At 37.4% G+C, this 17,522-nt stretch carries 28 protein-coding genes; 22 read left to right on the top strand and 6 right to left on the bottom strand.

The features are described from left to right. Positions 1 to 146: 146 nt before the first annotated feature. The 22 genes from VJ369_RS12840 to VJ369_RS12735 all read left to right on the top strand — a co-directional run bounded on the left by VJ369_RS12840 (position 147) and on the right by VJ369_RS12735 (position 10,797). Positions 147 to 272, top strand: coding sequence for a hypothetical protein (locus VJ369_RS12840; protein ID WP_324092464.1), 126 nt, complete (start codon positions 147 to 149; stop codon positions 270 to 272). Further along, on the top strand, positions 269 to 868 hold the full coding sequence (locus VJ369_RS12835; protein ID WP_324092463.1) for a hypothetical protein: 600 nt from the start codon (positions 269 to 271) through the stop codon (positions 866 to 868). Before VJ369_RS12840 ends, VJ369_RS12835 begins: the two co-directional genes overlap by 4 nt. Next, the gene (locus VJ369_RS12830; RefSeq protein WP_324092462.1) at positions 865 to 1,182 is read left to right on the top strand and encodes a hypothetical protein; all 318 of its coding nucleotides are present in this window, start codon (positions 865 to 867) and stop codon (positions 1,180 to 1,182) included. Before VJ369_RS12835 ends, VJ369_RS12830 begins: the two co-directional genes overlap by 4 nt. Further along, the gene (locus tag VJ369_RS12825) at positions 1,179 to 1,310 is read left to right on the top strand and encodes a hypothetical protein (RefSeq protein ID WP_324092461.1); all 132 of its coding nucleotides are present in this window, start codon (positions 1,179 to 1,181) and stop codon (positions 1,308 to 1,310) included. The genes VJ369_RS12830 and VJ369_RS12825 overlap by 4 nt, the downstream gene beginning before the upstream one ends. Then, entirely contained in the window at positions 1,303 to 1,551 is a 249-nt protein-coding gene (locus VJ369_RS12820) for a hypothetical protein (RefSeq protein ID WP_324092460.1), read from the top strand. The genes VJ369_RS12825 and VJ369_RS12820 overlap by 8 nt, the downstream gene beginning before the upstream one ends. Further along, positions 1,548 to 1,877, top strand: coding sequence for a hypothetical protein (locus tag VJ369_RS12815; protein ID WP_324092459.1), 330 nt, complete (start codon positions 1,548 to 1,550; stop codon positions 1,875 to 1,877). The genes VJ369_RS12820 and VJ369_RS12815 overlap by 4 nt, the downstream gene beginning before the upstream one ends. Further along, positions 1,874 to 2,200: a hypothetical protein gene (locus VJ369_RS12810; protein ID WP_324092458.1), complete on the top strand. Its 327-nt coding sequence runs from the start codon at positions 1,874 to 1,876 to the stop codon at positions 2,198 to 2,200. The genes VJ369_RS12815 and VJ369_RS12810 overlap by 4 nt, the downstream gene beginning before the upstream one ends. Next, entirely contained in the window at positions 2,197 to 2,613 is a 417-nt protein-coding gene (locus tag VJ369_RS12805) for a hypothetical protein (RefSeq protein WP_324092457.1), read from the top strand. Before VJ369_RS12810 ends, VJ369_RS12805 begins: the two co-directional genes overlap by 4 nt. Positions 2,614 to 2,716: 103 nt before the next feature. Next, on the top strand, positions 2,717 to 3,079 hold the full coding sequence (locus VJ369_RS12800) for a hypothetical protein (RefSeq protein WP_324092456.1): 363 nt from the start codon (positions 2,717 to 2,719) through the stop codon (positions 3,077 to 3,079). Positions 3,080 to 3,329: 250 nt separating this feature from the next. After that, positions 3,330 to 3,500, top strand: coding sequence for a hypothetical protein (locus tag VJ369_RS12795; protein WP_324092455.1), 171 nt, complete (start codon positions 3,330 to 3,332; stop codon positions 3,498 to 3,500). Beyond that, the gene (locus VJ369_RS12790) at positions 3,497 to 3,670 is read left to right on the top strand and encodes a hypothetical protein (RefSeq protein ID WP_324092454.1); all 174 of its coding nucleotides are present in this window, start codon (positions 3,497 to 3,499) and stop codon (positions 3,668 to 3,670) included. Before VJ369_RS12795 ends, VJ369_RS12790 begins: the two co-directional genes overlap by 4 nt. Continuing rightward, complete coding sequence (locus VJ369_RS12785; RefSeq protein ID WP_324092453.1) at positions 3,660 to 4,259, top strand: hypothetical protein; 600 nt, start codon at positions 3,660 to 3,662, stop codon at positions 4,257 to 4,259. Before VJ369_RS12790 ends, VJ369_RS12785 begins: the two co-directional genes overlap by 11 nt. Positions 4,260 to 4,386: 127 nt before the next feature. Further along, complete coding sequence (locus VJ369_RS12780; RefSeq protein ID WP_324092452.1) at positions 4,387 to 4,539, top strand: hypothetical protein; 153 nt, start codon at positions 4,387 to 4,389, stop codon at positions 4,537 to 4,539. Between the two features lie 441 nt (positions 4,540 to 4,980). Continuing rightward, the gene (locus VJ369_RS12775) at positions 4,981 to 5,451 is read left to right on the top strand and encodes a hypothetical protein (RefSeq protein WP_324092451.1); all 471 of its coding nucleotides are present in this window, start codon (positions 4,981 to 4,983) and stop codon (positions 5,449 to 5,451) included. 120 nt (positions 5,452 to 5,571) lie between these two features. Beyond that, a complete protein-coding gene (locus tag VJ369_RS12770) occupies positions 5,572 to 5,715 on the top strand; it encodes a hypothetical protein (protein ID WP_324092450.1) in 144 nt (47 codons plus the stop codon). Then, positions 5,705 to 6,292, top strand: a complete 588-nt coding sequence (locus VJ369_RS12765) for a hypothetical protein (RefSeq protein WP_324092449.1) — start codon at positions 5,705 to 5,707, stop codon at positions 6,290 to 6,292. The genes VJ369_RS12770 and VJ369_RS12765 overlap by 11 nt, the downstream gene beginning before the upstream one ends. Then, complete coding sequence (locus VJ369_RS12760; RefSeq protein WP_324092448.1) at positions 6,267 to 6,704, top strand: hypothetical protein; 438 nt, start codon at positions 6,267 to 6,269, stop codon at positions 6,702 to 6,704. The genes VJ369_RS12765 and VJ369_RS12760 overlap by 26 nt, the downstream gene beginning before the upstream one ends. Then, positions 6,685 to 6,954, top strand: coding sequence for a hypothetical protein (locus tag VJ369_RS12755; RefSeq protein WP_324092447.1), 270 nt, complete (start codon positions 6,685 to 6,687; stop codon positions 6,952 to 6,954). Before VJ369_RS12760 ends, VJ369_RS12755 begins: the two co-directional genes overlap by 20 nt. After that, a complete protein-coding gene (locus VJ369_RS12750; protein ID WP_324092446.1) occupies positions 6,951 to 7,334 on the top strand; it encodes a hypothetical protein in 384 nt (127 codons plus the stop codon). Before VJ369_RS12755 ends, VJ369_RS12750 begins: the two co-directional genes overlap by 4 nt. 472 nt (positions 7,335 to 7,806) lie before the next feature. Beyond that, positions 7,807 to 8,028, top strand: coding sequence for a hypothetical protein (locus tag VJ369_RS12745; RefSeq protein ID WP_324092445.1), 222 nt, complete (start codon positions 7,807 to 7,809; stop codon positions 8,026 to 8,028). Positions 8,029 to 8,412: 384 nt separating this feature from the next. Then, positions 8,413 to 9,609 carry a metallophosphoesterase gene (locus VJ369_RS12740; protein ID WP_324092444.1) on the top strand — a complete coding sequence of 399 codons (1,197 nt, stop codon included), beginning with the start codon at positions 8,413 to 8,415 and terminating at the stop codon, positions 9,607 to 9,609. A 3-nt stretch (positions 9,610 to 9,612) separates the two neighbouring features. Then, positions 9,613 to 10,797, top strand: coding sequence for a PKD domain-containing protein (locus VJ369_RS12735; RefSeq protein ID WP_324092443.1), 1,185 nt, complete (start codon positions 9,613 to 9,615; stop codon positions 10,795 to 10,797). A gap of 14 nt (positions 10,798 to 10,811) precedes the next feature. Here VJ369_RS12735 and VJ369_RS12730 read toward each other — a convergent pair whose 3' ends face one another. The 6 genes from VJ369_RS12730 to VJ369_RS12705 all read right to left on the bottom strand — a co-directional run bounded on the left by VJ369_RS12730 (position 10,812) and on the right by VJ369_RS12705 (position 17,518). Beyond that, positions 10,812 to 11,186, bottom strand: coding sequence for a hypothetical protein (locus VJ369_RS12730; protein ID WP_324092442.1), 375 nt, complete (start codon positions 11,184 to 11,186; stop codon positions 10,812 to 10,814). A gap of 282 nt (positions 11,187 to 11,468) precedes the next feature. Beyond that, positions 11,469 to 12,983 (bottom strand): hypothetical protein, encoded by a 1,515-nt coding sequence (locus tag VJ369_RS12725; RefSeq protein WP_324092441.1) that lies wholly within the window; start codon positions 12,981 to 12,983, stop codon positions 11,469 to 11,471. Between the two features lie 6 nt (positions 12,984 to 12,989). Then, the gene (locus VJ369_RS12720) at positions 12,990 to 14,417 is read right to left on the bottom strand and encodes a metallophosphoesterase family protein (protein WP_324092440.1); all 1,428 of its coding nucleotides are present in this window, start codon (positions 14,415 to 14,417) and stop codon (positions 12,990 to 12,992) included. After that, positions 14,418 to 14,789 (bottom strand): hypothetical protein, encoded by a 372-nt coding sequence (locus VJ369_RS12715; protein WP_324092439.1) that lies wholly within the window; start codon positions 14,787 to 14,789, stop codon positions 14,418 to 14,420. A gap of 93 nt (positions 14,790 to 14,882) precedes the next feature. Then, positions 14,883 to 15,845 (bottom strand): hypothetical protein, encoded by a 963-nt coding sequence (locus VJ369_RS12710; protein WP_324092438.1) that lies wholly within the window; start codon positions 15,843 to 15,845, stop codon positions 14,883 to 14,885. Continuing rightward, positions 15,842 to 17,518 (bottom strand): LamG-like jellyroll fold domain-containing protein, encoded by a 1,677-nt coding sequence (locus VJ369_RS12705; protein ID WP_324092437.1) that lies wholly within the window; start codon positions 17,516 to 17,518, stop codon positions 15,842 to 15,844. Before VJ369_RS12705 ends, VJ369_RS12710 begins: the two co-directional genes overlap by 4 nt. Positions 17,519 to 17,522: the final 4 nt, after the last annotated feature.

The raw sequence follows: 17,522 nt of genomic DNA, 5'->3' as shown, positions 1-17,522 counted from the left end.
TTATTGGGATGATAAAATCATCTAAGATACCGAAAGGTAAGAAGGTTTATCGGAGTTATAGCAAAAACTATAAACTGAGACCAGAAACTATCAGGTTGATAAACAAACTTGACAGAAGGAAAGTGATAGAAGGAAAGCAAATCACTATGAATGCCAAGATTTATCATTTGTTATCAATACTTGAGAAGTTCAAAGTAGATACGAATTCAAAGGCAAAAGTGGAAGTTATTGAAAAACCATACGAAACAGTTGAGGGTAGAGGAAATCAATGAAACAGATTTTATTTATTATATTAGCAGTATTGGTTGCTACTGTTGTAATAGGACCTGTATATGCCAAGACATTGACAACCGACGATTTTACAGCACAATATCCAAACAATTGGAAATCAGAAAAAATGAATAGGTTCTCAGACCTCAATGCAAGACTCACATATGCAGGTAACACAGTTCAAATGAATTTTCAAGTAGGAGATCCAACAGACTTTTTATTCTTTGGTAATGATGAAATGGATACAACCACACTTGAATCATTATCAGCAGACCTGTTCAATAATGGTGACACCTATGAATCAGGAGCAGACAAATACATTGTGAATAATCATACTGCACCATATGCTATTACCAAATTTGAGACTGAAGGAAATTTATTTTTTAGCAATGGTCTTGAGATGGTGGGAATGGTAGTATTGGTTCATCTGAGTGAAGATAAAATAGCACTGGTCCAATATGTTGCAGAACCAGATGACTTTGATAAATTCCTATCAAAAGCAGAAAAGGTAATCGAATCAATAACACCAAGTGGAGTTGTGAATGAACAACCAGAAACACAACCAACAGCAGATAGTGGAGCAGATAGTCTAGTATGAAACAGTCAACAGATAAGACAGTTGTTGTTTGGTTGCCAAGATGTAGAGTTTCCACATGTGAAAAACTCAGGGTGAAGTGTCCTGTTTGCAAGCATATGGGACATATCATGCCACACATAAATACAAGCAAAATCGGATCTGTTATCATGAAAGTAGTGCATGGACATTTCACAGAGAATGAAGATGGTGGAAGAAATATCGCATGTGACATAGGCAAAGACGAAGCAAAACAACTTGAAATCATTCCTTCTTGGAGACTTAGCAAACAGGGACTTGAAAGACTTGTATCAAAATGGAATGGGAAAAGAAAATGAGTTGGGATATTGAATGGGAAGAAACGAAACCACAGAGGATTCACAACACAGATGCAGAATCAGATGCAGTGATGGTTGAGCATGAGAGAGAAAGAAAACACTTCATGGAGAATGATTCCGATGAGTAAGTCAGAAAAAAATTTAGGAAATATAGTCAGACGAGTTCCAACAGGAATTTTTGTAACACCTGATGAGGTAAAACTATCAGTTCAACTATACGGAGCATGGCAAGATAACAAGACTGAAGCAAACTGGAATATACATCTGGAATACTTTCAGAGGTTAGCAGCAAAACACAATCTTAAATGGTTTGAACATGAACTTGCACCAAATGGTGAATTCATTCTAGTGGTGAGAGACACAAAATGACATATCAGACATTTACTGAATTGTGTCCTGTGTGGAGTAAGAGAGTGTTGGAAGGACCGGCAAGTGATGTGGAGTTAAGACAATGGTTGCAGGAGATCCACTCCTTCCAATTTTGTATAACAGGTGAAGCATTTGGACATAGAAACATAGGTGAAGAGCAGAAGAAGAAAATGGAAATTGATTTTATGCCAAGATGTGATTCCTGTTATCGTTTGAGTAACGAGATAGCAAAAGTCTATACGGTATATAGGAAGGGAGTAATGGAACCTATAGAGTTATTCATAGACCATTATAACACGGTCCATCAAGACGGAGTTAAAAAATGACAGGTATTGATGACATTATAAAAAATGTCAATAAGACTAAATACATTGCTATTGAAACTCTGTTGACTCAGGAACTTGAACCAATACTTGCAAGGCATTTTGCAATGGGACCGCTTGGTATGCTTGCATGTTACAGTGTTGTATCGAAATTAAAGTTAGCATACTATGAAGCATTGAGGACATTGACAGTTGACAGAGATAAGTTTGATGTGATGATGAGAGAGGTTGATGACAACATGTCAAACATGAATCCTGCAAAAGAGATGAGACCGTTTCTAGAAAAGTTTGCAAAAGATCATTGGGGGATTCCAGAATCAGAATGAGAACCAAAAATAAAAACGATAACAAGATTTTCAACACAAAGGAATTAAAAAAGAATTGGGAGACAAACGTCATCATATCACTTATTGTTGTTAGTTCATTTGCAACCGGTATGTATTTCAGTAATCTTAATTTTACAAATCAACTTAATAAAGACAAGATTTCTGCTGATACCGTAACCACGACACTTGATGAGAGAAGTGCTAGTATAATGTCTGATTTAATGGATCAGACAGTTTCAAGTTGTTATTATGATTTGTATCTTGACCCGGATAAAGCAAACGGGACAACAACGACAAGCGGTGACATCTGCAATAATGCAGTAATGTTCTATCAGGAGTTCTGTAAATGGGCAAGTCTTGATTCGTGTAACTCTGACTACTTCAAGAAATATATCAAGGGGATGGAAGGTTAATGGAATTGTGTCCTATATGTAAGAAAGGTATTCCAGACTTGGAAATCAATTGGCATATTCAGGGTCACGTAGATGATGCAAGAGCAGATGGTGATATAGAATAATGAAGGTCCACGTAATAGACGTAGAACAGGGTGACAAACCAGAAACCGTTGCAAAAGGTTTGTATGAAATGATACGAAAAGAGAATCCGGAATTATTAAAACATAGAAAACCACATGGGAAATATACCGATTACATAGTGCAAATTCACATACAAACTGGCATGGATTTATTTCCACTTGTAAGAGAACTTAGAAAACATTTGCAAGCGTTCATGGATGACAATAAAATAGATAATGATCCCATGTCATTCGTTACTACAGAGTATGATAAAGTCATAGACAGATACACACACTTTGAAGGCAAGAACAATGGTTCAGGATATCGTGAATGGTGTTCATACGACAAGGGAGAGGGATACTAATGATACCTGAAAACTATGACAAGTATGAAGAGTTCATTGAAGTGTTGAATCTTGATATGAAGTGTGGATTTTGCAGCACACTGCTACGGGAAGAAGATATAAGCATGTATGATCATGAAGGTGGAATCGCAGTCAAGGGTCATCTAGAGAAGCAGTGGGTATACGTCACATGTCCTAATGAAATATGTAACTATCAGTGGGCATGGCATAAGATAGTAAAACGTGCAAAGGCAATGGGGAAGATTAGCATATGAATAAGATTCTCATAGGAGTAGCAATAACCGCATTACTTGTGATCACTGGAATTGTTATCTATGAATTTGCAGAACAGCAGTATGCAAAACTGCAAACAGCAAAGACAGTTGACCCAAAATACGGTAACTGTGATTTAAATCCTACATACTATTGGTGTGAAAAGTGAATAATCAAGAGATGTTTTCAAAATTGTTTGATATACTTGATGATTACTATTTTGAACCCAAAAGCATTCCATTATCTGACCCTAGACCTTTAATAACAAGACTTTTTGAACTCTTTGAGAATGGTGAACAAAGTGTGGATGAGGGGGAAAGGAGAAGGCATGACACATAAAAAGATGGGAGACTTTGTAAAACGTCTCCTGCTTGAAATGAAATTTAATCCAGTTGTAAGAGATTATGCAGTGCATCATCAGGATTCAAACTCAGAAAATGAATGGTTGCGTAGACCACAGGGAGTTTATCATGAATGGGATGTTTGCGGTTTTACATGGTTTATCAATCCTGATACAAGAGAGAAAATTAAGTTCAAATATTATGTAGATATTGATGGTGAATGGCATGGACCTAAACGACAGAGGAACAAAGATGAGAATGCAGACCTAGCATTAGCAGAATACTACAAGAAACATCCAGAGAAAGGACACTACATGTCAATACGATTGCAGAAAGAAATGGTCCTTACAGCAATGAAAGATGATTCATACCGTGATACATTATGTCTGCAACTATTTCCAAATCTTCCCGGCAGTCCTGTTTCATTCTTACCACATATGGTAAAGGACTTAGAAGAGGAGAAGATAAGAGGAGACTTGCAGGATGATTGCTGTGATGATAATCCTGTGGAAGATGGACAACCTGATGAGCAGAAGGAATGGCAAGACGTTGAAGGCATTGAACAGGAGATGTATTCAATAGATTGAAACTAGAATTCGATTATAGGATAGATGGAAAGATTCATCACTTTGAATTTAATTTTACAGGTGGAAGCAATTATCAGTTCAAGATAGATGATGAGGTTATGATACAGAAACTAGGTGATTGAATGAAATGAATGTCAATCAGATAAAAGAACACCTGCTTGAATCTAAGAATCTAATACTTCAAGCAATGAGAAAGTCAAAAGATATAGCAGAGATACGAGAGTTATCAAAAGCATTGGACCAGTTGGATGCTGCATATGCAGAGTTGAGTGTGAAGTGACAGATATTATTTTTAGTTGTCCTTCATGTGGTGAAAGTTTAGAACCTGAGAAAATCAAAATAGGATACAAGTATCTTGATGAGAACCGTGAGCATGTGGAATACAAGATAACAGTTGTATGCAAAGAGTGTGGGTTTGCACCAAGGATTACTGAAGTGGGATGATAGAGTGTGAAGGTTGCAAAACAACACTGGATGATTATGACCCAGTTAACAAGACATGGCGTGAGACCCACAATGGCAAGATTCATGATTGTCCACAGAAGGAAAAGTTGATTGCAGCACTCAAAGAAAGAAGGGATAAGGACCATCCAATAGACCCTAACGTTAGATATATTGAAGGATTGACAAGATGCAAAAAATGTGGTGCAAAATACTCATTGAGATTACCATACTGTCCTCAATGTAGAAAAGAGTTTATCAAGAGTTTGTTTAAAGAGAAATGAGTCTTTCACATGCGGGGTCTGATTCCCCTGATTTTGAACCTGAGACATACACTGAGTTAAGACGTGAGTTAGAACTTGAGAAACGAAAACTATCAGCATCAGTTAAAAAGACAGCAGAGCACTATGAGAACACTTTAAAATTACAGGACAGACTAGACAATTTCTATAAGAATAAGATATGTCCTACATGCTTTGTAACAGGATGCAAGGTCCACTGCAATACCTGTGGACGGGAGACAAAGTTCTCTCATGGTGATAAAGTCTACATGGATAAGACAACATCTCGTATTTGCATTCTCAATATGGATGGGAGTGAGCACAGGATGTGCAGTGTCAAAGGTCCATATGGAGTTGCAGAGTTGGACCGAGAATGGATGGATAATTACAGAAAGCAGGATGCAGCAAGAATTGCAGGGACAAGAGTATGGGTTAACAAAAATGATTACTACAACAAAAGGAATCCATAATGAAGAGTAGACGAGCAATCTTTAAATAAGATTTCTTTTTTTCTTTTATTGATGTCAGAACAGAAATTTGTATTGAGAGACCAAGATACTGACTGCACATTTAGGACATGGAAATCTTTAATGCAGAAAACTAGAAGGAAAGCAAATGATGAGGACATGTCACTGAAGATGATTATTAATGCAGGAATCATCTTGGCATTATCAAAGAACAAAAAAGAAATCGAAAGTATTTTGAAAAAAGAAAAATTAGGAGGTGAAATATAATTTGAGTTTAGCAGGAGCACAATCAGCACAGGAACTCTGGGTTAACGCACAGAACAAAGAAGGAGTAATTTTCAAGACTATATGGAATTGCACAGATATTAACAGGTTTGAGAAGGAAGAACCAGAAACAGCAAAAAAGATATCAGTAGGACTGGAAGAATTCTTAAAGAAAGATGCAAAGAACATTGAGGTTCTAAAGAAATTCACTGAAGGATACAGATTACTGATAGACGATTTTGAATACAAGATTATTCAGTTCAATGATGGAAGCAGAAAATTAAGCAAACAAAAGAAAGGTGGTGCAGGTGGATATACAGCAGGTAAGAGACCGTTCACATTATTCAGAACAGTAATGGTAAAAGCAGGAAAAATAAATGATGTATCAGAAACAATCAACAATCAGGAAGAAGGAGACAACTGGGAAATAGTCTACACACATACAGATGCAGAAGGAGATCATTTCTTAATGTGTAATAAGAAACCATATACTCCACCATCAGCAACAGCAGTTGATACCACAAAGGGTGACGGTAGTGCAAAAGAAGAGAACAGTGAGCAGGAAGAGCACACAGAATAAGGGGGATGGGGATGAAAACACCCCCCATATTCACAAAACCAAAGACGGTATTGTCAGCATTGAAGTCAGTCAGGAAACAATGGATAAAATTTTAGGCAAGAATCAATTGCAGGTTAATCAAATAGGTTTTCATACAAGTGAAGTTTATCTTGGTGAAAAGTCAGTCAGTGAGGTTCAAAAACTAAAAGAGGAAATGCCCGCAGGACCATTCGTTATTGCAGCAGACATGGATGCAGAAAAAGAACGTCTGAAATTCGATAATGGAAAACTTAGAACCCTTCTTGAAATGTGGACGGATTATGTGCAACATGACGGAAATCTTTATTATGTTCAGGTAGACCCATTAAACAGAGTGGTTAAAATTTTAGGAGAAGGAGAAGGAGAGCAAGAAAGTGAACGAGTTAACAGTTAAAGTTACAATGTATAGTTTGCTTCCAAACAGTGAAGCAATGCTATACGTCAAAGAAAATGACGACAATATCAAGATACATCAGTTGACAACACTGCAACCATTTGACAAAATTACTTGCTTTGACAATGATGCCAAACAAACAGTTTTTCGTGATTGTAAGATAGTAAATTTTGAGACAGATATGAAGGATGGTGATTTTAAAGTGCATCAACTAAGGATAACTTATGGGAGTATTGATGCACAACAATGAGTCCAACTAGCGATAATCCACCGGTAGATACAGACATAGAACCGCAACCAAACCCTAATGCAGATGTAGATGCACCGGCAAATCCCCCCGGTCCACCTACTGAAAATATAGAGAGAAAAAAACCAAAGAAAGGTGAACTAGGATATATTGAAAAAGTCAAGTCAGCAAGGGGTAAAGGTCCTAACGTTGGACGTGCACATGTTGATGTTGACAGTCATGCCATGTCATATTTTTTGCAAGGTGTTAATTGCAGAATTGCTGTGTTTGAGAATATGATGATAAGCGGTCCACTTGACACGGATGACCAGAAACAGTATGACTATTTTTTATATTTGAGAGATGAACTTGAGTCAATCAGAGACGACACCCTCCCAGAATAAAGACATTAAGGACAAAGTAATTTACTTTGGTCCTGATAATGATACATTAAAAAAGATTGAAAATATTTTTATTCATTTAGATGATGGGTCAGTAATAGATGCACATGCAGGAATGGACAGGACCAATTATGACACAATAAGAATTCTAAAAAATTGCAGTGAGATATGGTTTTGTTTTGAGAAAAATCACAAAATGGTTGACGAATTATACATACCAACTCATCATATCAAAACAATAAAAGTGAATCACAATAATGAAGGTTAAGATTAACGGTCCACCAAAACTTCCATTATCTTTTTGTATGCCATTTGAATCAAAGCAGCATATGCTTGATAGGATTGAAAAATACAAATACGAGATTGCAATGTATAAAGAAAAGATATTACATAACAAGATACTCATCAAAGAAACACAAAAGGAGTTAAAGTCATTATATTGGTCATAGTCAATATTGATGATAAGATGATTGGGATGTTCATTGATTCCCTTGACTGTTTGATAAATCATTATCATGAATACAATTATGAAATGAAGGATATTGTTGCAATGGCAACAACTGCTGTTCAGTTAATGGAAAGAAGAAAAGATGCAGTTGATAATTCAAAAGAGGTCCCAGACGTAGAGGATCCAAGGGATATTCCGAGACCCGGAACGCATCAGGTTCTAGGCAAAGGACAAGTCTCTGACAAATGATTGGTTCAGATAAATATGACTAGCAGTAAGTCTGATTACATGATGACCTATAGAATGTATGATAGATTTTCTTATTGTGAAAAGTGTGGAAGTGGGGGTAATGGATGGAAACCAATCGAGTTAAAATTTTGTCCTGATTGCGGTGAATGGTTAAGACATAAACCAAGAATAAACCGTGCTAGTTTTCTGGAAACTGTAATACGGTATTAACCCTATTTTTTCTTTGAGTGTTTGCGTTTCAGATTTTCATTGCATATAGGATATGCTTTATCTCCCCCAACTCTACGGATGCAATCATCATATTCCTTTTTAGTGACTCCCATTTTCCTGAGTTTTGCACTAGGCATGCAATATATTTTTATACGTTAGTATTTAAGTCCATCCGTGGGTAAACAAGTTTTAATTTTAATCCCCTTAGTGCTCCTGATTTTGACAATGCCTGTTCTTTCATTTGGCATAACAAGTCAGGAAGCAAAAGAAAAGATTAGCAAATCAATCACAGCGTTGAATGTCACAGGTGATTGGGACGGAGCAGAACAAAAGGTTGACAATGTGACAAGTAATAATTGGACAACAATAGACAAGTTTTCTGTTTCTGCTAAAGCAAACACAAGTGAATTAGACGAATTTTCGATATCATTATTTAATGACAGCAGTTGGGTTCCAATTGTTATCAATGGAACAGTTGTCAATGGGACATCTAATCCACCACCTAAACCAATTGAGATTTGTGGTGATGGAATAGACAATGATGGTGATGGACTTGTTGATGAGGGATGTCCGATTAAACCCCCAGAGCAACCAGACCAACCGGATAAGAATGTGAACAATTCTGAAATTGTAAGACTTGCTGTAGTTGCTGATATTGATGACAATTCAGGACTGACAGACCAGATTGCTCTTGCAGAGAAATACAATGCTAACTGCTTTGTAGTTGCAGGAGATTATGCATATAGTTCTGGAAGCAATGTTTTGGATGAGATAAAGGCAGCAGACTTTGATTGCGTTGTAGTTGTAGTAGGAAATCATGATTCTGGGACTCAGACAAAACAATTCATGGGAATGTCAGATACCTTTGGGCAATTCAATTACAAAGATAAAGTATCATTCTATCTGATAGATGCAGACAATGATGCACCATTTGATTGCTCATCAGCACAATTTGCAAAGACAAAGGACCAATTAGATTCTAGTGATGCATGGTATAACATTCCAATAGTGCACCAACCATTTGTAACTGCACCTTCAAAGCATTCAGGTAATGGTCAATATGCATGCTACAATCCATTGTTCCTAGCAAATGGAGTTGAGAATGTATTGCAAGGACATAACCACAATTATCAAAGATTCATGATAGGACCCATAGTTTATGGAGTCTATGGAACAGGAACTCATGATACAGGTTCTTCAATGTATACTTTCAGTGGTGATAAATGGAATGGAAATACCTGTATCAAATGTATCACAGGAACCAATGGAATTACAATCATGGATTTGAAGATTGATGACCCTGCACAGAGACAAGTTTCTGCATGGTTTATTAGCAACTCGGATCAAGTCAAGGACAAATGGGTGAATTAGTAAATGGCAAGTAAGAAAGTTCAAGTATATGTTGAAGAAACTGGAAAACAATTAGCAGACTTCAAGTCAAAGACTCTAACAAAATTATTCAAAAAAATTCCGGGACACACAGTTGATATTCTGATACAGCAACCAGACGAAATGAAATCAATGGTAGGCAAGTATACAGTTCAAGGTGATTCAACACCACCGGGACCGGGACCAGACAAAGCACCGGTCATTGATGCAGGAGAGGATGCAACTGTAGGAGAAGGTGTGATGGTTGAGATTGATGGAAGTGCAAAAGATGATGGAAAGATAGTTGATGTGGAATGGCAGTATGACCCTGAAGTAGAATCTCACATAACAAAGGATCCCGCAGACCCATTGATGCTACATTTCCACACTCCAAATCTAGCAGCAGGTGAAAAAGCAAGAGGATACATATTCAGATTAATTGTAGAAGATGACAAGTCTAATATTTCCACTGATTCATGCCTTATCACGGTCACTAAGGATGGTCAGTTACCACCTCCAACTCCCACTCCAACTGGCGTTCTTTACGATTCAAACGTCAATGGGGGTTGGAATAATGGTAAGAAAAGAATAGTCAAATCATCAGAAGGTAATGTCGGTCCTGATGGAAAGGGATTGTATACAGCAGCATCAGGTAGTCCAGAACTTCATATTGATGGTGACGGAGTTGCACACTTAGTTGCAGGTAGCGGTGGAGTTGCAAATATTTCACTCAAGTTAAGAAGCAGACATCAGGAAGGTTCTGCTTGTGAAAATAGAGCAGGTGGAGAAGGAGTTGGAATTGACCATAGTGGATGGGATATCAAACGAGAAACCTGTCATAACATTCATGATTCAATAGGCAATGGAAGTCTTGACAAAGGAATCAAGGACTATGAATGGAATAAAGCAGAATTCACATGTCAGGATGAGGGGTCAAATAAGATAAGACTGACAATGAGCATTAACGGAAAGAAACAAGCAGATGTAGTTGACAGCAATGCAGAGAAATACTTCTTTGACAAAGCACTATTGGAAAAGAATTCTTACTTCTGGATAAGACTCAACAATTCAGCACATGGTAGAATATACATAATGGCAAAGAACTACAATTCAAAACTGACACTAGACTTTATGTTTGAACCAAAAGAAAACTCAATTGCATTGAGAAACGTGCTATTGGAAAAAATATAAAAAAATAAAGTGGATTAATCCTCATCCACAGCACAGTAGAGGATTTCATATCCACCAAGACCGTCCATCCCATTACCTTCTTTTTGAGATTTTTTCAGACAATCTTGTTGTTCGTCGGTTGCATTAAGATATGCCGGACTCACTTTGAACTTATGCCAATTCACTGCATCATGATTTGAATATTTTTCATGGTCTATTCCCTTTGCCAATTCACACAAGGATTTTTCATATGCTGCATCTTTGAATTTGCTTGATGATGGACTATTGTCATCATGACCTTTATCGTTCCAGTTCATATCTCCACATTCCATTTTCTTGTCTGCATACGTTACATTCACATTCGTGTTACCAATACCACTGACTAGGAATAAAAATAGTGCAGCAAGCAAGGTAAATCCTCCAACAGATTTATACGCCCACACAAGACCCAGTAACCAAACACATCATAAATAAAAGTTTGGATTGATAATCTAAACCATAACTCCGTTTTATTTAGATATGCTAAACATATATAATGTGAACATTGAATATCTTAACGTGGGTCAATGTTGGAGTTGTGAACGTAATTTTAAAAAATTGGTAACGTTTGAGTATAAAACAGTGAAACCAAAGAGAGTGTGTTCTGAATGCTATAGATGGTTATGCAGGATACACCGTGTTAAACCAAAAGTTTAGGTTCCTGCACCTGCTGCTTCTTCTATTATCCATGCATAATCTCTGAATATATCAGGAGATGAGTATGTAGTTGGTGGAATTCCCCCTGCATCAAATTTGACTGCACATGTATTAGCACCGTCAAAGGGGTCATCTGTGCTCCGAAATACATTGACTTCATTTATTACATCCACAGTATTACCGCTATATTCCACATTGATTCTATCTCCTGTTTTGAGCACATAATTAGATGTCAGATTTTGGAATACATAATTTGTCTTTGTTCCTGTTAGTGCAGTTGCATTGAGTGTTCCACCGGTCCAAGTAAATGTTGATACAACCTCATCAGTATTTCCATCACGTATGACACAGGTAATATCACCTGCGGGTGGACTTCCCCCAGCAGATAGTCTTAATGTGATTCTTCTTGGTTTCTTTCCTACTAACTTAGAACTATTACTATTAACTAGAACACCTACTCTATACCTTTCTTTATGTAGATTAGATTCAGTTCCATCATCAGTAACATCATATACTTTTGTGAATGTTGTTACATCCTGTCCAAGAGAACATTCGTCTATAGGAAATGATATGAGATTCCATCTGAACACATAATCTCTGCTTATAGTTCCTGTTGATGGTGTTTCCTGATTCTCACCTGAATCAACATCAGATGCAAGTTTTGATGGGTCAATTTCTCTCATTGATAAGTCTTTGAATAGTATAGTTGGTCCATCCCATCTCCATATCATAGACGGTGCATCCCATGTCATTATTTCATCTGCTCTATCTGCACCACAATCTAAAGCACCGTTACCGTCATTCCATCCACCCGTATCTGTGGTCTCATTAACTTTTTTCCAAGTTATACCATCATTATTTGAATTCATCCATGCTTCCATTTTTACATGATTGAATGCTCCACTGGAATCTTTTACAAGATATATGATGTATTTGCATCCAACCCATTTGTTATGAATACTGCCAAGACCAGTGGACTTTTGACTGTTATCTCTTGTTTGATAATGAACATGCCATTGTTCTTTGAACCATTCTGTAGTTCCAGAATCACTTCCTGATGGTGCTAAAAAGAATCTAACACCATATGATGAACCTGAACAATCATCTGTGTTTGATTTGTGTGATCCAGTTGGACCTTTCATAATGAACCGAGAATCGTCAGTATCAAAATCTGTGCATTTGATTCTTGCAGTCATCTCAAGTCCTTTCATATCCCATTCTTTTGATGATGACATGAATCCCTGACCCTTTGCTGTTGATTGGTCCAGACCCGGTTTGCTGTAGTCTCTCATGGTAGATTCTGGGACTACCTTCAAACGGACCTGACCATTATCTTTTACAGTAAATCCATCTGTATTACTTCCACCATCAGCAAGGTCATCATGAAGGTCCCCATCTGTGCGAGAATCATTCATTACATCTGCAACTGTATCTCGAATATACCATTCTCTAGCACCTACCTTAGTAGAGTATATCATTTTTATTCCGAATTTATCGAGTTGATTTGCCATTTACTATCACGCAGTATGGGTAAGTGTTAACGTCTTTTTCAATGCATCTGAACTTGTATAAACTCTGAAAGTTATCTTCTTTCCACTATTTGTGAAATCCAAGAATACGTATCCGTAATCGCTATCGTTGCTATATACTACATAAGAAGGAGTGGAATCTATACCATAGTGTGATTTACCACCTGCTCCTGACCCAAAGTAAAGTTTTCCATGATTTGATGCACTCTTTGAGTAAGAATAATTGGGATCTGTTCCAGCAGTGGTTGGATTACTGGGAGACCCTGAGTTATACTTCAATAATTTTGTGGTCCAGAGATTATGATTATGGGACGTGAATACTGCATCTACGCCATATGTATCAAACAGTGGATCATATCTATCACGTCCACCACCATTATTGCTATGGTTTGATGACGGTCCATAGAAAGGATAATGATTAAAGACAAAAATCCATTCTATTTCAGGATGATTCTGGTCCCAATCTTTTAGTGTATCTCTTACGAAATTATATTGTGCTGAACCTACAGAATCCGATACTGATTGATTCTCTCCTGATTCCATCATTATCATTCCAACATTATTGAAAATCTTTTTGTTGTATGTCTTTGAATATCCCCATGCTGTTAGCAATGCATTCTTAGTTGATGGTTGACTTTCATCCTCATCTACATCATGATTGCCAAATGAAATTGATGATTTAGCACGCCATGTTGAACCAATTTTATCTATAAAACAAGTGCTACCACTCTTGTAAGCAAGGTCCCCATTGAAAACAATCCATTCAGGACTCCTTGCCTTTATCTTGGACCAGTTAGTATCAAAACTAGAACCACATGAACAGTCACCCAATACTACCATCTGAAAGTTAGTCCCTGTTGAATCTGGGTCTGGTGATGGTGTCGGAACCGGTATCTCTGATGTCTCAGGTGGATTGACTTCAAATCTTACTTTAAGTTGGTCATCTGGAAATTGCACTGCACCGGGATTAACACTATAACGCAACCATAGATTGATGTAATCATTTGGTGATAGATTGCCAAGTGCAATTCCACCACTTCTTGACAGCGAACCTATAAAATTAATATTAGAACCTGTCGGTGCTGTGAATTCATCAACAATAGCAGTTTCAACAGTATTCTTTCCTGCTTGTGCTTTTGAATAAAGTGCCAAGTCATCATTAGATTTTGTATCTTGCACCATGTAAAACACGACATTACGCATGATGTCAGTTGCATTATGGTTCTTGACTGCAACACATCTGAAAATTGTGACCCCGCTTGATGCTTCTGATTCCGTTATTCTACGGAAGAGGTTGTTCATCACACCTGATGTTATAACTACACTTGATACGTTACCCCCTAATGATAAAGCGGGATTACTATTTGATGACCCACCGGTTAGATGTAGTTTAATATCGGTGGATCCTAATGCCATTTAATACGTCACTAATCCCATTTCTACATTCAGATTTCTCAGACCCTTCATTCCCATCTTTTCATAATAGCGGTTGATGTCTTTGAAAGCAGATTTTTCTATTGTCCTGCTCGTAACATCTTTTGCCTTACTTCTCAGTTTATCATACTGACCATCATATGCGGGTAAATCCAAGATAGAACGAACTTCCAGATAGAAAGGATTTGGATATTTGATTTTACTTTCTGTTACTATACGTGATGACATTCTTGATATCTCCTCTTCAATATCGTCTATTGTTCTGCGTTGATTTGGTGGAAGTGTTGGATCATCTGTGCACGAATAGTGCATCGTTATCTCATTATTCTCAGGGTCATAGTTGTCAGTTGTCAAATTTATTCCCGGTGTGCTAGGTCTGTAATTATTAATCTCTATTCTGTGAAGTCTGTATCTGACTGATTTATGATATATTTTCGCTGTCATAGGTCAAAAGTCCCATGCACCCATAAAGTCACCTGATGTATTTCCGATAAGTTTGAAGTATTTTACATGCAATATTTTTTCAGTTGTTCCCGTGGGAAGTTTTATACCTGCACGTATTGTTCGTGAGTGTGCTGTTGTTCCATCAGATGCAACATTTGTAGTTGATGTAGCATTCAATATTCTGTTTGCCATGAAGTAGACTGCTGTTGCAGGTTCGTGTAATAATGCGTATTGTTCCACATCGGTCCCATCACCGGTAAGGGGTGCTGTTGTTGCTGTAACAAATTCACTTCCACTGGTTCCGTTACCATTAATCACAACCCAGTTTGTTCCATGACCATCACAACCTTCCATACCCATCTTTCTAATTGTTGTATCAGGGGTCTGAGTTACTGTATCAACATTGATTCCTACTCTTGTCAATATGTTAGCATTAAGATTACAGAATCCACCCCACTGAAAATTCAGCAGGTCTCCCCATTCAAAAACAATTCCCCCTATTGTTCCATGTGCATGACTTCCTGTTGTGGTTCCCGTCTTAAATCTAGTAGTGACAAATGATTGGTCTATATCAAGAACTCCACTTGCACCAAGTGATTTAGCATCCCACCACATACTTAGATTATATGGATTGAATGATTCAATCTGTCCTGCTTCGTTAGCGTTTTCAAGTAATATGTCAAGGAATCTTCCACCACCCTCATTATCACCACTACCATCATGAGTATGTGTGTGAAATATTGGTTCAAAATTTATTCTGTTAAAGTTTGAATCATAGTCTACATAGTATGTGACATTTTTTATCAGTCCACCACTTGTATCAGTGGGTATTGCTAACCCTATCTGTCTTGAACTTGCTATTGCTATTATGTTGGATCCTGTATCTCTGAGAATGCCTTTTGCATTACAACGAGCAGGACTATAATCTTCGTCATCTTCAAACTGTGTTCCTAGATTAAAACTCATACTGTATCAAATCCTGTGCTATCATATCCAGTGCTATCATATCCACCTGTATCAATTGTATCATTGAATCTTGAATATCCTGCTACAGCAAGAGAACCAAATTGAGTTGGTCTGGGACTTGGACCCATTGTCCAATCTGCACCACCGGTCAGTGTTCCAACTTTCGTTCTTGTAATAGTATCTACGGGATTACCGCTTCCTTCCATCATCTTTAACCAGTAATCAGGTGCAAATGTGTATGCACCTGTATTATAATAGACATTCAATGCTTCTGTTGTATTCTTTGCTCTTGTGGTCCACCATCTGAAATCTTTCATATAACCCAGAAAATCATTTGATGATGCAGATCCACCTAATGTTAGTATAGCACTAAGATTTTTTGACTCTGTATCATTTGCTGTTGTTGCACCAATATTACCATCAAGATATACTCTTACATTTGCTGAACCTAAACTGTTATCATAACTGCCAATAAGATGTTGCCATTTATTTTGCACCAATCCTGCTACTCTTGCAGTAGCATCAGTAGTATCAGCATTGTTTCTGATGTAGAATCTTACATCACCGGTTGTTATTTCGCAATCACATCTGAATCTAGCACCACCGCCACCACCATGACGGAGAATATCTCTAGACATATCACCTATTGTAAATGTAGGAAATATCCACATAGACCATGAGAATTTCGTTAGTGATTGTGACCATAAACTAGAATCATTACCGCAATCAATCCAATTACCATCTACAGTGAAACTGGTTATGGGAGTAGCACATATGCTGCGGTGATTATTCCATATGTTATCCATGTGTTGAGTCCAGAAAACTAGGTCACGATACCATCTGATATCAGCAATTCTACCAACAAATCTCCCTGTGAGGTCCTGTCCTACTCCTACAAATACAGAATTTTCATGTGAATCTGGAAATGATTGATTGGTAGAATTCACAAGTGTTTGAGGAATATTATTTATTCTCATTGATGTCACAGCACCACTGAGAAGATAATTTACACATGCCCGATACCAAACGTTTGATTGAATTGGGGTAGTTGTTGCTGCTTTGCAATGATGTGTTCCACTAACTTTAGTATCAACAATCAGTTCTCTTGTGGTCCCAATTCTAAGACATGTTCCAAAATCTCCATTTACATCATCAACATGAAACCATATTGTAGGATCCTGTCCATTATCTGCAACAGGTGCTCCTTCTAACATAAAATCAACATACATTGAATATCCTTTTAATCCAAAATCACTGATGTCCATTATTCCAACATTCTGCTCATCAGGATTCGAGCATGAATAATAATCTAAAACATCGGGGTCAGAATTTAGTTGTGTGACTACTCTACCACCTTTGACACCATCATCAGGACCTTCACAAAGTTTTGGACTGCCATATATGTAGATATTATTTACTACTTCACCGCTTCCACCAAACATGAATGCTTCGTCTTTCAGTGTTTTTCCAAGATGATTGAATCTCATCCATAGTCTTAGATATTTACCGTCTGGTTCAAATGGTGCTTTGTAGTGTATCGTCTTTGGTTTTAGTTTTGTAAAGAAGAATGGGTCTTGAACTAGGACCGTATCTTCAGTATTAGCAGAAATTGATTTTGGAGTGAACTGGTCTGGTTTGAATAATTCGTTTTCTGCAATGTTCTGTTTGTTCATCAGT

The sequence above is a fragment of the Glutamicibacter sp. genome, assembly GCF_035257265.1.
In the GTDB taxonomy this organism is placed as follows: Bacteria; Actinomycetota; Actinomycetes; order Actinomycetales; family Micrococcaceae; genus Glutamicibacter.
The sequence above is the reverse complement of the archived record's forward strand: the minus strand, read 5'-3'. Positions and strand labels throughout refer to the sequence as shown.

Coding starts and splice junctions, on each gene's coding strand:
- VJ369_RS12840 (WP_324092464.1), top strand. CDS start 147: ATGAATGCCAAGATTTATCATTTGTTATCAATACTTGAGAAGTTCAAA.
- VJ369_RS12835 (WP_324092463.1), top strand. CDS start 269: ATGAAACAGATTTTATTTATTATATTAGCAGTATTGGTTGCTACTGTT.
- VJ369_RS12830 (WP_324092462.1), top strand. CDS start 865: ATGAAACAGTCAACAGATAAGACAGTTGTTGTTTGGTTGCCAAGATGT.
- VJ369_RS12825 (WP_324092461.1), top strand. CDS start 1,179: ATGAGTTGGGATATTGAATGGGAAGAAACGAAACCACAGAGGATTCAC.
- VJ369_RS12820 (WP_324092460.1), top strand. CDS start 1,303: ATGAGTAAGTCAGAAAAAAATTTAGGAAATATAGTCAGACGAGTTCCA.
- VJ369_RS12815 (WP_324092459.1), top strand. CDS start 1,548: ATGACATATCAGACATTTACTGAATTGTGTCCTGTGTGGAGTAAGAGA.
- VJ369_RS12810 (WP_324092458.1), top strand. CDS start 1,874: ATGACAGGTATTGATGACATTATAAAAAATGTCAATAAGACTAAATAC.
- VJ369_RS12805 (WP_324092457.1), top strand. CDS start 2,197: ATGAGAACCAAAAATAAAAACGATAACAAGATTTTCAACACAAAGGAA.
- VJ369_RS12800 (WP_324092456.1), top strand. CDS start 2,717: ATGAAGGTCCACGTAATAGACGTAGAACAGGGTGACAAACCAGAAACC.
- VJ369_RS12795 (WP_324092455.1), top strand. CDS start 3,330: ATGAATAAGATTCTCATAGGAGTAGCAATAACCGCATTACTTGTGATC.
- VJ369_RS12785 (WP_324092453.1), top strand. CDS start 3,660: ATGACACATAAAAAGATGGGAGACTTTGTAAAACGTCTCCTGCTTGAA.
- VJ369_RS12780 (WP_324092452.1), top strand. CDS start 4,387: ATGAATGTCAATCAGATAAAAGAACACCTGCTTGAATCTAAGAATCTA.
- VJ369_RS12775 (WP_324092451.1), top strand. CDS start 4,981: ATGAGTCTTTCACATGCGGGGTCTGATTCCCCTGATTTTGAACCTGAG.
- VJ369_RS12770 (WP_324092450.1), top strand. CDS start 5,572: ATGCAGAAAACTAGAAGGAAAGCAAATGATGAGGACATGTCACTGAAG.
- VJ369_RS12750 (WP_324092446.1), top strand. CDS start 6,951: ATGAGTCCAACTAGCGATAATCCACCGGTAGATACAGACATAGAACCG.
- VJ369_RS12745 (WP_324092445.1), top strand. CDS start 7,807: ATGTTCATTGATTCCCTTGACTGTTTGATAAATCATTATCATGAATAC.
- VJ369_RS12735 (WP_324092443.1), top strand. CDS start 9,613: ATGGCAAGTAAGAAAGTTCAAGTATATGTTGAAGAAACTGGAAAACAA.
- VJ369_RS12725 (WP_324092441.1), bottom strand. CDS start 12,983: ATGGCAAATCAACTCGATAAATTCGGAATAAAAATGATATACTCTACT.
- VJ369_RS12720 (WP_324092440.1), bottom strand. CDS start 14,417: ATGGCATTAGGATCCACCGATATTAAACTACATCTAACCGGTGGGTCA.
- VJ369_RS12710 (WP_324092438.1), bottom strand. CDS start 15,845: ATGAGTTTTAATCTAGGAACACAGTTTGAAGATGACGAAGATTATAGT.
- VJ369_RS12705 (WP_324092437.1), bottom strand. CDS start 17,518: ATGAACAAACAGAACATTGCAGAAAACGAATTATTCAAACCAGACCAG.